Genomic DNA, 12,809 nt, shown 5'->3' with positions numbered 1-12,809 from the left:
GAGACACCGGTGGACTTCAGCCTCTTCTACTTCGCCAGCGACGAGCGCGACGCCGGACACGACCGTTACCGGATGCTGCTCGACGGAGCCAGGTTCGCCGACGAGCACGGCTTCACGGCCGTCTGGACTCCCGAGCGACACTTCCACCCGTTCGGTGCGATCTATCCGAACCCGGCTGTGACGGCCGCTGCCGTCGCCGCGGTCACCCGGCGGGTCGCGGTGCGGGCCGGCAGTGTCGTGGCCCCCCTGCACCACCCGCTGCGTATCGCGGAGGAGTGGGCGATGGTCGACAATCTCTCCGGAGGTCGGGCCGGAGTCTCCTTCGCCTCCGGCTGGCACGCGGTCGACTTCGCGTTGCGGCCGGAGAATTACCAGACTCGCCGCGAACTCACCCTGGAGTACGCCCAGCAGGTACGACGCCTGTGGCGTGGCGAGCCGATGCCGGTCACCGACGGAGTGGGTGCGGCCACTGAGGTGCGTGCGTTCCCGGCCCCCGTACAGCACGACATCCCGATCTGGATCACCAGTGCCGGTGGGGTGGAAACCTTCCGCGCCGCCGGGCAGATCGGCGCGGGGGTGCTGACCCACCTGCTGGGGCAGGACCTGGACGACGTCGCCACCAAGATCGAGGCGTATCGCGAAGCGATCGCCGAGCGGCCAGGGGCGGACGGGTGGCCCGGTCACGTCGTGCTCATGGTGCACACCTTCCTGGGCGCCGACGACCACGTCCGCAATCTGGTTCGTGAGCCCCTCAGTGCATACCTGCGGAGCTCACTCGGCCTGCTACTCGGCTCGCAGACCGGTACCGCCCGCCGGATCGATCCCTCCAAGCTGCGGGAGCGCGACATCGATGCGCTCGTGCAGCGGGCCTTCGACCGGTACTACGACGAGAGTGGCCTGCTCGGCACGGTCGAGAAGGCACAGCACACCGTCGAGCGTTTCGCCAAGGCCGGGGTCGACGAGGTCGCCTGCCTCATCGATTTCGGAGTACCCGCCGATCAGGTGATGGCAGGTCTCGAGCACCTCGACCGGCTCCGCGCGCTGACATCGGCGGAGACCCCATGACCTCGCAGGCAACCAGGACCCCCGACTCGACCAGCCTCCGCTTCCGGCGTGCCGCCGGCCGGTTCCCGACCGGGGTGGCCGTCGTCAGCACTCTCAACGACGCCCAGCCGCACGCCATGACGGTCAACTCGTTCGTCACGGTCTCACTGGATCCGCTGATGGTGCTGGTGTCACTCGGCTTGACCTGTCGCACCTACGAGCGGATTCACTCGTCGGGCATCTTCGCCGTCACGGTGCTCGGCGCCCACCAGCAGCCGGTGGCCGACTGGTTCGCAAGCTCCCGCCGGGGGACCGGGGCCAGCGCTTTCACCGGCGTCGACTGGCGGCCGGCACCGTGCTCCTCGGCACCGATCCTGGAGCAGGGTGTCAGCTACTTCGACTGTGAGGTGGTGGATGTCCGCGTGGCCGGCGACCATGCCGTCGTGTTCGGCGCTGTCCAAGCCTTCGACATCCTGTCGGACGGGCCGGCGCTGATGTTCGCCGACAGCCGCTATGTAGCCTGCCCGCCGCCAGCGGCCGCCGTGACCGGCGCGGCGACCCCAGCCGTGCCATCGCAGCGGTAACCGCCGTGGTTGGGCGGCAGATGTCGCCGCCCGACCACGATGGTGGCGCTCACCGCAGCCGGGTGACAATGATGCGGCCGCCCTCGTAGACGCCGCCGTCGATGGCCAACACTCGGCCGCCGGCGTACCGCAGTGGCCCCTTGACCTCCTCGGGCACCACCCCGAAGTGCTTTGTCAGGGTGCTGTGGCCGTGCACGATCTCCGTGCCGCCCAAGCGGTCGAGCATGGCGGAAACCGCAGCCTCGACCTTCGCCGAGTCGTCGCCGCGGAACGCGCCACGATCACTCATCTGATACGACAGCTTCAGCCACACCTTGGCGTCGCGCGTCTGTAGGGCGGTCCGCACACTGGTATTGACGGCTTCCGCATCGGATCCATGCTCCAGGTACCGCACGGAATCGGAGTGCACGAGCAGGATGTCGTCGACGACCGCCACGGCCGGCAGGGCGGACATCCAGGCCAGGTGCTCGTCGGTCAACCGGCGCAAATCCTCGTCGCAACCGCCGAATCTGGCCCAACCACTGTGGAAACCGCCCGGCTCGTTGAGCCCGACAACTGGCGTCGTGCCGAAGTGGTGGGCGGCGAGCAGCTGCACCTCGTGGTTGCCCAGCAGGCACCGTACCTCGCCGCCAACGGCGGCTGCTTCCGCAGCTAGGGCCCAGATGTCCTCGATCACACCGATTCCGTCGGGGCCACGGTCGACGTAATCACCGAGCAGCCACAATCGAGCAGGTCCGCCGCACCAACGGCCGTTCGGGCCGACAAGGCCCGCCTCGACGAGCGCGCGACCGAACTCCTTGCGGTGGCCATGAATGTCCGCAGCGACGTAGAGCGGCGCGGTAGGGTCCGTCACCGCACCGACTCTACCGTAGCCGCTACCGCAGGGAATGCGACGACCGAGCGACCGCCGCAGCCGCAATCAGGAAGCATTCGACGACCTGTGCCGACCGCTGCCGGAGAGGAGGCGATTCGCGCGGCGATTGTCAGCCAAGGCGACGCAGCGCTTGGGGGTTGCGAGCGGCCCCAGGCGTCGGCGTCAGATTTGCATCCGATGGGCCGAGGCAGCAGGACTATTCAGACGATACGGATCTGAATCCGCGGTGGCGCTATGAGATCAACAACGGAGACGGTGCGCTATTCCCACCACCGAAACGAGGCAGCGAAGCTACGGGGGGATCACAACTCTCACTTAATGATATTGGGCCGGGACGTGAGAGTCGTTCTGTCTGAACATGAGGAGGGTGAGTAGCCACCATGGATCGTCTCCGACGTTCTCGAGGGCTGAGATCGCCCCGCTGCGGCCAGCCAGCTCATGCCCCTGGTCGACAAGATTCCCCTGAATAGAGGCGCTTGCGGCAGGCCCTAGCAATGGCCGAGAAGCACGATCTTGACAACCTGTCTGTCCGAAGGAGGTGCTGGTTGTGCAGTTGCTGAGGCACTGGGTGATCGAACGCGGGAAGCGAGGTTCAGGGCGAGTCTGGTGCCACCTCTGAAGTTTGAGGATCACGAGGTGGTCGACCCCGAACAATGGCCTTGTGTAAGGCGAGTTCGAACGCGCCGGTCGCCTCCAAGTATTCACCAGCAGCGCGCTCCCATACGTCATTTGCAGCGTCATGTGCAGCGCGTACAGCGCGGTGCGCGGTGAGAACCCGTTCGGCATGAGGTCCAAGGGCTCGGCTGCCTGGGTTGGCGTAGAAGCGGCTGTACGCCTGGAGGCGATCCGCCCGGCCGGCGTGCGGATTCTCCACCTGCCTGGCCGTATCGCGGGCTTCGATGAGTTCGCCGAAGCTGCCGTGCAGGAGCACAACGAGGTCCGTGCCGCTGGCGGCGAGTCTCTTCACAAGTTCGCGTTGCCATTCGACTCGGCGGCGCAGCAGGTCGCTAACCAGCACCAAGAGGCCACCTATCAGAACACCTACGAGCGGGGCGACAGCATCCATCCCTCGATGATTGTTGGGCCGGTCAAATGACGAGCGAGGGGATCACTGGGCAAGCCATGCTTGTGCTGAACGATGTAGGAGTGAAGCCTGTCCGCGCCGGAGGGCCTCCGTGGGAGAGGCGCAGGGACGTCATTCGCATGAAGATGGACACGGCGTTCCCTGCTTGTGTCGAGCACCGGCGGTAGCCTCAGGATGAGGGAGCAGGATCCCAACCCCTGTCGGAAGACCTATTCATGACGCCGACGCCGGACGATCTGCCGGATTCGCAATGGGCTCGACCCCACGGCTGGCGGGTCGGTCCCTGTGGCGTGCCCTCGGCTGACCGCAGCAACCGGAGAAGGGTCAGATGCCGCCGAGGGCGTACGAGCCGACCACCCTCGCCTGGGTGAACTGGGGCGGGGCGGCGCAGCGGGCGCGGATGCCTTCCTGGAAGCGTTGGAAGGCGGCCGTGTCGGTCAGCGCGGTCGAGCCTTCCTCGGCGACCAGCAGGTGCATGAACTCGGTGCCGTCGCCCAGCCGGAAGGTGGCGTAGTGCAGGCCGTCCGGTCGGGTCTGCGCCAGTTCGGCGAAGACCTCCTCGACCAGCTTGGCGTTCTCCTCGGCGACTTCCGGTCTGGTGGTGTAGCGGATGACGGTGGCCTGTCCCATTCGTCTCCCCTTCGGCTGGTCGACAGGCAAACGATGACGCACGGCCGCCGGGTGCGCATCTTCTGCCATGCGGCCAGGAACCAGGGGGCGGGCAGCAGCCGATCACGGCTTGGCCTTCTGGGGGTAGATGGTCTCGTGGCGGGCCAGCATGGCGACGAACTCGGCGATCTTCCGTTCCCGGGTCTGGGCCCGTTTCACCGCGCCTAGGCGGTGGATGAGGGCGTACCGGTTGGTCTTGGTGAGGACCTCGAACATGGCCTGGGCGGCGGGGTCGGTGGCCAGGGCGGCCAGCAGGTCGGCCGGCACCTCGGCCTCCGAGGGTGGGGCGTAGGCGGCCGCCCAGCGTCCGTCCGCCTTGGCGGCCTCCACCGCGGCCCGGCCGGATGGCTGCATCCGCCCTTCTTGCTCCAGGCGGGCCACATGGGCGACATTGCGTTGTGACCAGGAGCTGCGGGGCTTGCGGGGGGTGAACCGGACCAAGGAGGTCTCCTGGTCCCGCTTGCGGGCCTGCCCGTCGATCCAGCCGAAGCAGAGGGCCTCCTCGACCGCCTGCTGCCAGGTCAGGGTCGTCACCGTGCCACCCTTGCGCCCCAGGGCCAGCCAGACCCCGGGGGAGCGGGCATGGTTTTCCGACAACCAGTCCCGCAGCGCCGCGGCGTCGGCGACGATCAGTTCCTCCAGTTCGGCCATGCCGGCAGGGTAGCGCCGGGCCCTGACAGTGACCCGGTCGTTGGTCTGGTGTCGCAACGGGCGGTCAATCAGGGTGCCGGTCCGCCACGATGGGGCTGGTGAGCGATGCCAACCGCCGGGAGGCCGACGATGCAGAGCGTCCAGAAGGTCCGGCACCGACAGGTGGATCTCGACGGCCTGGAGGTGTTCTACCGCGAGGCCGGGCGCCCCGGCCGGCCGGCCCTCCTGCTGCTGCACGGATTCCCCAGCTCCTCGCACTCCTTCCGCGAGGTGATGCCCACCCTGGCCGAGGTCGCCCGGGTGATCGCCCCGGACCTGCCCGGCTTCGGCATGTCCTGCGCGCCGCCGGTCGACGACTACGACTACACCTTCGACAATCTGTCGCGGACCGTCGAACGCCTGCTCGACCGCCTCGGGGTCGAGCGCTTCTTCGTCTACCTGCACGACTTCGGCGCACCCGTGGGATACCACCTGGCCACCCGGGCCCCGGAACGCGTTCGCGGCCTGATCGTGCAGAGCGGCAACGCCCACTCCGAGGGCCTGGGAGAGCAGTGGGACAGCGCCAGGGCGTACTGGGCCGATCCGACCGAGGGCAGGCGTGCGGCGCTACCGGACTGGCTGAACTTCGCCGGTACCCGCGACCAGTACCTCGCCGGGCTGCCCGAGCACCTACGCGTCCTGCAGCCACCGGAGTCGTGGCATCTCGACTGGGAGCGGATGAGTCGCCCCGGCAACCTCGACGCCCAGTTCGCCCTCTTCACCGACTACGCCCACCACGTGGCCCGCTTCGAGGAGATAGCCGACTACCACCGCGCCCACCAGCCGCCGGCCCTGGTGATGTGGGGACGGCACGATGCGTACTTCGACGTCGAGGAGGTCCTCGCCTACCACCGGGTCCTCGACCGCATGGACGCCCACATCTACGACGGTGGACATCTGCTGCTGGAGACCCACGCGGCCGAGTGCGCAGCCCTCATGCGGGCCTTCGTCCTCGATCACAGCTGAGCCGACCAGCCACCGCCGCACGGCCGTCGGCACCGTCGTCGACCCTGGCCACCTGCTTGTCACCGGTTGGCACGCCGCGGCCACCCTCGCCGAGGTGCGGGCGGGTGATCCGATCGCCGCTACACCCGGCTGCTACCAGCGCTTCGACCGACGGCAGGACGTGATCAAGGCGGTTCTGCACCCCTGACGGGAGGGCCGCCCCTGCGCGAACCCGCAGGGGCGGCCGATCAGGGTACGGCTACCGGCCGGCGCACAACGCGGCGTCGAAGGCGTCGAGCACCCGGAACACCCCGTCGGGCACCGGGCTGGAGTCCGCGGTCACCACCAGGGTCACCGCCCGGCCGTCCGTGGTGATCGCGGTACGGCTGGAGTATCCGTCGATGTCGCCGCCGTGCCCCCAGGCCCGACCGCCACAACTGAGCTCGAAGCCGATGGTGCCCAGCCCGTAGTGCCACACCAGCTCGGGCAGGTCCTCCCCGCCCGGGTAGAACGGCTTGCCGGCGCGCATCTGGGCCAGGGTCGCCGGCTTGATCAGTTTGCCGTTCTGCAACGCCACCAGGAACCGGTTGAGGTCACTCGGGGTGGAGATCATCTGTCCGGCGGCGCCGCCGATGGAGGGGTCCAGTCGGGTGATCTCGGTCCACTTCCCGGTCTCCGGGTGGGGGAGATAGCCGTTCGCGTGCGGCTTGCGGATGCTCTGGTCGCCGACCCCCGGCCAGTAGGTTTGCCGCAGGCCGGCCCGGTCGAGGATCCGCGTGGTGATCACCTCACTGATCGGCCGTCCGGTGACCTTCTGCACGAGCAGCCCGGCCAGGATGTAGTTGGTGTTGCTGTACTGCATCGTCGCGCCGGGCACCGGGCTGGTCGCCTCCTTGGCGAAGGCCGAGTCGAGCAGGTCGCGGGGTTCGAAGTACCGGTCGCGCCACTGGAAGACGTGCGGCAGGTCGTAACCCGGCAGGCCGCTGGTGTGCTCCAGCACCTGCCGGACGGTGATCGTCCGCCCGTCGAAGCCCGTGCCGCGAACCAGACCCGGCAGGTACGTCTCGATCGGCTCGTCCAGGCGGACCTTGCCGTCGTCGACGAGTTGCAGGACGGCGACGGCGGCGTACATCTTGGTGTTGCTGGCCATCCGGAAGTACCCGTCGGCGGGAACCTTCCCCCGGGTGCGCAGGTCGGCCACCCCGGCGGTGTAGTGGGTCACCCGGCCGGTGCGGTCCCGTACCGAGGCGAATGCTCCCGGCGCGACACCGGCGCCCACCAACTCGTTCAGGCTGACCTGGATGGTGTCCTTCGGCGGCTTGGCCACGGCCGGATCGGCCGACCGTACGCCGACCACGGCTAACCCGATCATCGTGCAGGCGGCCAGCAGGGCGATGCCCCGTCGGGCGATGGACTTCTCTGTCGTTGACGTTGACACGGGACCTCCTGGTGAGTTGTCGGATCGGCGGCCGGGTGCCGCGATCCACGAGACGGATTCCGGGGTCATTCCTTGATCCCGATGCCGTTGACCGGCGGGGTGCGCAGCAGCGCGCCGATGGGCAGGACGGTGGTGGTCAGCGCCAGCAGGGTGGCGCCGCCGATGATGGCCAGCCCGCCGGCCAGTGGGACGTAGGGCACCGGTTGCCCGGTCAGGGTCCGGACCACCGAGGTCAGGGTGACCACGGCGATGACCCCGCCGATGAGCAGTGCGGTACCGAGCAGGCCTACCTGTTCGGCGTGCACCATCCGCTTGACCTGGCGTCTGGTCATCCCCACCAGCCGCAGCAGGGCCAGCTCACGACCCCGGGCCAGGGCGGCCATCACCATCGTGTTGGCGGCGGCCAGCGCGGCGTAGCCGACCATGACCCCGATGAGCATCTTGTTCAGCCAGGCGCTGATCGCCAGGTCCTGCGCCAACTGACCGTTGATGGTGCCGGTGTCGATCAGCCCGCTGCCCGGATGACGATCGACCAGGTCGGCCAGGGGGACCGAATCACCTTCGGTGCGGATCAGCACCTGGTCGTCCAGGTCGGTGGCGGTGTGTCCGGTGATGATCTCCCGATTCACGGTGACGTCGGCGAAGCCGAGCCCCCGTTCGTAGAGGGCCACCACCCGCAAGCGCACCGGGGTACCGTCGCCCAGCCACATCGCCACCTGGTCGCCGACCTTCGCCCCCTGGGAGGCGGCCTGCAGGGTGGACAGGGCCACGGTGGCGCCGTGCAGGTCGGCCAGCCGGCCCTCGGTGACCTTGAGGTCCAGGGTGTGTTCGACACCGGCGGGGTCGATGCCCTGTGCGCTGACCTCCTCCGTCTCACCCAGCACCCGAGTGAGTACCGTGGTCCGTCGGATCGGGGTCGCGGCCAGGACTCCGGGCATCGCGCGGGCGTCGGTGACGGCGGTCCGGGCCAGCCCCACCGGCGAGACCAGCGAGTGTTGGGCGAGCATTCCGGCGCGGCTCTGGGCCAGGGTCTGTCGTTCCAGGTTGTCCTGGAGGAACCAGATCGAGCCCCCGAAGCCCACCGACAGCACCAGGGCGGTCAGCACGGTCACCATGCCCTGGGCGTTGGCCCGCAGGTTGGCCGCGGCCAGGTATCCGCTGTCCCGCCAGACGGTCCGCAGCACCGGGCCCAGGGCCCGTGCGGCGTACCGGTTGATCCAGGGCGCCAGCAGAGCGGCGGCCAGGACGAGGACGTACAGCATGCCGAGCGCCGCGCCGAGGGCGGCCGGGCCCCGGGCGGCCGTGGTGACCATGGTGAGGGAGATCCCGGCGGCCAGGGTCACCAGCCCGACGATCAGCCGGGTCCGGCTGTTGCGGGCCGGCTCCACGGCGACCTCACCGAGGGCCTCGGTGGGGCGGATGCGTACGGTGCGCCCAGCGGCGATCAGGGCCGCCGTCACCGCCACCAGCATGATCGTCACGGTCACCGCCAGGGCGGAGAGCAGGCCGCCGGTGAGCGGGAAGCCCTCGGAAATGAAGCCCCGGGCGATCAACTGCCGGTGCACCCAGCCGGTGGCGAACAGCCCGGCCGGGATGCCCAACCCGACCGCCACGAGGCTCAGTTGCAGCACCTCGGCGACGATCATCACCCGGATCTGGCCGGGGGTCGCCGCGATGGCCCGCAACAGGGCCAGGTCCCGGCGGCGGTGGCGGACCGCCAGCCCGACCGTGCCGGCCACGACGAACATCACCAGCCCGGCGACGTACCCGCCGAAGACCGCACCCACCTCCACCAGCAGATCGCTGGCCGCCAGGGCCTCGGACTGGGCCAGTCGCCCGCGCTCGGCACCGGTGAACACCCGCGCTCCGGCCTCGGTGGACAGTCGCCGCACCTCGGCCAGCACGACGGAGGTGTCCGCGTCGGAGGTCATCACGATCCCGATCGCCCCGGCCCGACCCGGGTACGGGCTCAGCGCGGCAGCGTGCGCGTCGGTGAAGAACACCGCGGCGGGCCAGTCGCCCTCCACGGCGCGTTCCACCACCGCACTGACGGTGTACCTGCGCATCCCGCCCTGCACGATCACCGGAATCCGGTCGCCGGGGCGCACCTCGGTCTCGGCGGTTCTGGCCAGCCGCAGGTCGACGGCCACCTCGTCCGCTGCGGTCGGCGGGCGGCCGTCGACGATCCGGTAGGGGGTCAGGGCGGCACTGCTCCACCCGTGGGCGGCCGTCCGCTGTGGCGCCACGGTCGGTACGACCGCCCGCATCGTGTGGTCGACCGCGACCATCGTGATTCCGGGTACCTGCCGGAGTTGCTCGGCCAGGGTGACCGGCACCGTCCCACCCTCGGGCAGGGGCACCCTGGTCGTGGTGGTCGTTCCGTCGAACTCCCGGCCGGTGATCGTGATGTCGTGGTTCGCTACGACGATGTCGGCGGCGGCGTACCGCTGGGGGGTGGGGGTGTAGCGCAGTCCGGACTCGACCAGCAGCCCCACCGACATCAGGATCATGACCCCGCAGGCCAGGGCGACCAGGGTGGCTACCGCGCTTCCGATCCGGTGCCGCAGCATCCGGACAGCCAGGCTCAGCATGGCTCAGCTCCCCTGCGCGACGAGCTGACGGCGTCCGAGCAGCGCCAACTGCTCGGCGATCCGCTCCGGACCCGGCTGCGGCATGTCGTGCACGATCCGGCCGTCCGCGAGGACCATCACCCGGTCGGCGTACGAGGCGGCCACCGGGTCGTGGGTCACCATGATCACCGTCTGCCGGCTCTGGTCCACCACGGACCGCAGCAGGGCCAGCACCTCCGCGGCGGTCTGGGTGTCCAGAGCGCCGGTGGGCTCGTCACAGAAGATCACCTCGGGGCGCATGGCCAGGGCCCGGGCGATCGCCACCCGCTGCTGCTGCCCACCGGACAGCTCGGCCGGACGGTGGTGCAACCGGTCGACGAGCCCGACCCGGTCCAGGACCTGCCCGAGCCAGGCGGGGTCCGGACTGGCACCGGACAGCCGCAGGGGCAGGTGGATGTTCTCCTCGACGGTCAACGCCCCGATCAGGTTGAAGGCCTGGAAGACGAAACCGATCCGGCTGCGACGCAGTTTGGTCAGCTTCGTCTCGGACAGCCGGGACAGCTCCTGGTCGCCGATCCACACCTCGCCGGAGGTGGGCCGGTCCAGACCGGCCGCGGTCTGCAACAGGGTGCTCTTGCCGGAGCCCGAGGGACCCATCACCGCGGTGAAGGTGCCGCGGTGGAACTCCGCGTCGATGCCGGCCAGGGCGGTGACCGCCTGGGGCCCGGTGCCGTAGGTGCGGGTGAGTCCTCCGACGCGTACCGCCGGCTCGGCGGGTCGTCCAGCAATGGCGGACATGAATATCGGCCTCTCCGTGAGCTCGGCAGATCGAGTACACGGAAAAGCTATGGCGCTACGGCGTCCCGGACGATCTAGCGTACGGGCCAACCGGGGTACAGCAGGCTGTACTAAACGCGGCCCTGGGTGTCCTTGAGGTACCGCAGGACGGCGGTCACCCGACGGTCGGCCGAGTCGTCCGGGGCCAGGCCGAGCTTGGCGAAGATGTTGCGGATGTGCTTGTGCACGGCCCCTTCGGTGACGAACAGCCGTTCCGCGATCGCGGTGTTGCCCAGCCCCTCGGCCATCAGCGCGAGCACCTCCCGTTCCCGGGCGCTCAGCAGGCTGAGGGTGCTGTCCGGGCGGCTGCGGGCGAAGAGTTGGCTGACCACCTCGGGGTCGATCGCCGTACCGCCCTCGGCTACCCGGTACAGCGCGCCGAGGAACTCCTCGACCCGACCCACCCGTTCCTTGAGCAGGTAACCCAGCCGTACCGCGCCGGCGGCCAGCAGGTCGGTGGCGAAGGCCTGCTCGACGTACGCCGACAGGACCAGCACCGCCAGGCCGGGGTGCCGACGCCGGGCCTCGACGGCGGCCACGATCCCCTCGTCGGTGTGGGTGGGGGGCATCCGCACGTCGACGATCGCCACCTCCGGCCGATGGGTGTCCACCGCGGACAGGAAGGTGGTCGGGGAGTCCGTGGTGGCCACCACCTCCAGGCCCTCGGCCCGCAGCAGCAGGGCCAGCCCTTCGCGCAGCAGGGCGTCGTCCTCGGCGATCACGATCCGCACGGCAACTCCACGAATATCGTCGTCGGCCCACCGGGTGGGCTGGTCAGGGTGAACCGGCCGTCATGGGCCTCGACCCGGCGCCGGATGCCACCGATGCCGGAGCCGTGCCGCTCATCGGCGCCACCCCGACCGTCGTCCGTGATCGACAGGTGCAGCCGGTCGGCCTCGCGTCGGACGGTGACGGCGGCCGTGCTGGCGCCGCTGTGCCGGGCGACGTTGGTCAGCGCCTCCGCCACCACGAAATAGGCCGTGGTCTCGACGGACGCGGCGCACCGGCCCGGTACCTCGACCTCCACCGTGCAGGGCACCCCGCAGCCGGCGGCCAGCCCGTGCAGGGCACCGGCCAGCCCTCGGTCGTCCAGCACCGGGGGCAGGATCCCCCGCACCACCGTCCGCAGTTCCGCCAGGGCCAACTCGGCCGCGTCCTGGGCCCGGTCCAGCACCTGCGCCGCCTGCGCCGGATCGCGGGCCAGTGCCCGCCGGGCGGCACCGAGCAGCACGGTGACCGCGACCAGCCGGTTCTGCGCCCCGTCGTGCAGGGAGCGTTCGATGCGGCGCAACTCCACGGCGTGGGCGTCCAGGGCCGCCGCCCGGGTGGCGGTCAGCTCGGCGATCCGCAGGGAGGCGTCGACGTCGGGGGGCGGGGCCAGTAGCCGTCGCCCCGGCAGCGCCTGGAGGCGGGCCATGCGCGGCCCGAGCGCCACCGTCACGGCGAGCCAGCCGACCCCGATCAGGGCGACCACCAGGGCGTCGGGCAGCCCGTCGATGCGCCAGTTGACCAGACCCGGGCCACCCTCCTCCGGAGGCAGCAACCAGAAGTAGAACGGGAACAGCAGGTTCTGCACGGCGGACAGCGGCAGGGACAACCCGAACACGCCCAGGGCGAGACCGACCGTGCCGTGGAGGGCCACGAACCCGCACTCCCGCCGCACCCACGGATCGCGCAGGGCCTGCCGCAGGCCGGCGGGCACCGGTGGCGGCTCGGGCAGCCGGAACCCCCATCGGGACAGCCGGGCCCGTTCCCGCCGGGCGGCCGACCGTACCGCCTTCAACGCCGACGGGATCACCGGCAGACCGATCCCGACCAGGCAGGCCAGTGCCACCACGGAGAGCAGCAGCAGCGCCGCGAACGCCAGGATCGCCGTACCGAGGCCGCCGACCAGGTGTTCCAGGGCGTCGACGGAGATCCGTACCCGGTCGCGCAGATACCGCCGCACCCCGCGTTCGCGGCTCCCGCCGGTGTCTGCCTCCGCCATGTGCACCTCCCCGGCACAGACCATAGGTGACCGAGGTCGGAGCCGGCCCACGGCGGGGGGAAAGGTACAGCCTGCTGTACCCGGGTC

12 protein-coding genes are annotated in these 12,809 nt (G+C 70.1%); 4 read left to right on the top strand and 8 right to left on the bottom strand.

Annotation, left to right across the window (positions count from 1 at the left end):
- Window positions 1-9: 9 nt before the first annotated feature.
- Together ABZ795_RS16410 and ABZ795_RS16405 are read left to right on the top strand one after the other, a co-directional pair.
- Window positions 10-1,065 (top strand): MupA/Atu3671 family FMN-dependent luciferase-like monooxygenase, encoded by a 1,056-nt coding sequence (locus ABZ795_RS16410; RefSeq protein ID WP_327025217.1) that lies wholly within the window; start codon window positions 10-12, stop codon window positions 1,063-1,065.
- Window positions 1,062-1,628 carry a flavin reductase family protein gene (locus ABZ795_RS16405; RefSeq protein ID WP_357530937.1) on the top strand — a complete coding sequence of 189 codons (567 nt, stop codon included), beginning with the start codon at window positions 1,062-1,064 and terminating at the stop codon, window positions 1,626-1,628. Before ABZ795_RS16410 ends, ABZ795_RS16405 begins: the two co-directional genes overlap by 4 nt.
- Window positions 1,629-1,677: 49 nt before the next feature.
- Here the strand turns inward: ABZ795_RS16405 and ABZ795_RS16400 are convergent, their stop codons facing one another.
- A complete protein-coding gene (locus ABZ795_RS16400; RefSeq protein ID WP_357530936.1) occupies window positions 1,678-2,481 on the bottom strand; it encodes a metallophosphoesterase in 804 nt (267 codons plus the stop codon).
- A 760-nt stretch (window positions 2,482-3,241) separates the two neighbouring features.
- Here ABZ795_RS16400 and ABZ795_RS16395 point away from each other — a divergent pair.
- Entirely contained in the window at window positions 3,242-3,598 is a 357-nt protein-coding gene (locus ABZ795_RS16395; RefSeq protein WP_357530935.1) for a hypothetical protein, read from the top strand.
- Between the two features lie 312 nt (window positions 3,599-3,910).
- Here ABZ795_RS16395 and ABZ795_RS16390 read toward each other — a convergent pair whose 3' ends face one another.
- Together ABZ795_RS16390 and ABZ795_RS16385 are read right to left on the bottom strand one after the other, a co-directional pair.
- The gene (locus ABZ795_RS16390) at window positions 3,911-4,216 is read right to left on the bottom strand and encodes a hypothetical protein (protein ID WP_357530934.1); all 306 of its coding nucleotides are present in this window, start codon (window positions 4,214-4,216) and stop codon (window positions 3,911-3,913) included.
- A 102-nt stretch (window positions 4,217-4,318) separates the two neighbouring features.
- Window positions 4,319-4,906 (bottom strand): YdeI/OmpD-associated family protein, encoded by a 588-nt coding sequence (locus ABZ795_RS16385; RefSeq protein WP_357530933.1) that lies wholly within the window; start codon window positions 4,904-4,906, stop codon window positions 4,319-4,321.
- A 129-nt stretch (window positions 4,907-5,035) separates the two neighbouring features.
- On the opposite strand from ABZ795_RS16385, the gene ABZ795_RS16380 reads away from it, so the two are divergent.
- Window positions 5,036-5,911 (top strand): alpha/beta hydrolase, encoded by an 876-nt coding sequence (locus ABZ795_RS16380; protein ID WP_357530932.1) that lies wholly within the window; start codon window positions 5,036-5,038, stop codon window positions 5,909-5,911.
- A 238-nt stretch (window positions 5,912-6,149) separates the two neighbouring features.
- On the opposite strand, the gene ABZ795_RS16375 is transcribed toward ABZ795_RS16380, so the two are convergent.
- From ABZ795_RS16375 to ABZ795_RS16355, 5 genes are all read right to left on the bottom strand, one after another.
- Window positions 6,150-7,328, bottom strand: coding sequence for a serine hydrolase domain-containing protein (locus ABZ795_RS16375; RefSeq protein WP_357530931.1), 1,179 nt, complete (start codon window positions 7,326-7,328; stop codon window positions 6,150-6,152).
- Between the two features lie 65 nt (window positions 7,329-7,393).
- Window positions 7,394-9,919 (bottom strand): FtsX-like permease family protein, encoded by a 2,526-nt coding sequence (locus ABZ795_RS16370; protein ID WP_357530930.1) that lies wholly within the window; start codon window positions 9,917-9,919, stop codon window positions 7,394-7,396.
- A gap of 3 nt (window positions 9,920-9,922) precedes the next feature.
- Window positions 9,923-10,696 carry an ABC transporter ATP-binding protein gene (locus tag ABZ795_RS16365; protein ID WP_327025228.1) on the bottom strand — a complete coding sequence of 258 codons (774 nt, stop codon included), beginning with the start codon at window positions 10,694-10,696 and terminating at the stop codon, window positions 9,923-9,925.
- A gap of 110 nt (window positions 10,697-10,806) precedes the next feature.
- Window positions 10,807-11,466: a response regulator transcription factor gene (locus ABZ795_RS16360; RefSeq protein WP_357530929.1), complete on the bottom strand. Its 660-nt coding sequence runs from the start codon at window positions 11,464-11,466 to the stop codon at window positions 10,807-10,809.
- The gene (locus ABZ795_RS16355; protein WP_357530928.1) at window positions 11,454-12,722 is read right to left on the bottom strand and encodes a sensor histidine kinase; all 1,269 of its coding nucleotides are present in this window, start codon (window positions 12,720-12,722) and stop codon (window positions 11,454-11,456) included. The genes ABZ795_RS16360 and ABZ795_RS16355 overlap by 13 nt, the downstream gene beginning before the upstream one ends.
- Between the last annotated feature and the right edge of the window lie 87 nt (window positions 12,723-12,809).

Origin of the sequence: Micromonospora sp. NPDC047134, assembly GCF_040643455.1 — a bacterium.
Taxonomy (GTDB): domain Bacteria; phylum Actinomycetota; class Actinomycetes; order Mycobacteriales; family Micromonosporaceae; genus Micromonospora.
The sequence above is the reverse complement of the archived record's forward strand: the minus strand, read 5'-3'. Positions and strand labels throughout refer to the sequence as shown.

What these genes read in the sequence shown, in the direction of transcription:
- ABZ795_RS16405 (WP_357530937.1), top strand. Translation starts at nt 1,062, where the DNA reads ATGACCTCGCAGGCAACCAGGACCCCCGACTCGACCAGCCTCCGCTTC.
- ABZ795_RS16395 (WP_357530935.1), top strand. Translation starts at nt 3,242, where the DNA reads ATGTGCAGCGCGTACAGCGCGGTGCGCGGTGAGAACCCGTTCGGCATG.
- ABZ795_RS16390 (WP_357530934.1), bottom strand. Translation starts at nt 4,216, where the DNA reads ATGGGACAGGCCACCGTCATCCGCTACACCACCAGACCGGAAGTCGCC.
- ABZ795_RS16385 (WP_357530933.1), bottom strand. Translation starts at nt 4,906, where the DNA reads ATGGCCGAACTGGAGGAACTGATCGTCGCCGACGCCGCGGCGCTGCGG.
- ABZ795_RS16380 (WP_357530932.1), top strand. Translation starts at nt 5,036, where the DNA reads ATGCAGAGCGTCCAGAAGGTCCGGCACCGACAGGTGGATCTCGACGGC.
- ABZ795_RS16370 (WP_357530930.1), bottom strand. Translation starts at nt 9,919, where the DNA reads ATGCTGAGCCTGGCTGTCCGGATGCTGCGGCACCGGATCGGAAGCGCG.
- ABZ795_RS16365 (WP_327025228.1), bottom strand. Translation starts at nt 10,696, where the DNA reads ATGTCCGCCATTGCTGGACGACCCGCCGAGCCGGCGGTACGCGTCGGA.
- ABZ795_RS16355 (WP_357530928.1), bottom strand. Translation starts at nt 12,722, where the DNA reads ATGGCGGAGGCAGACACCGGCGGGAGCCGCGAACGCGGGGTGCGGCGG.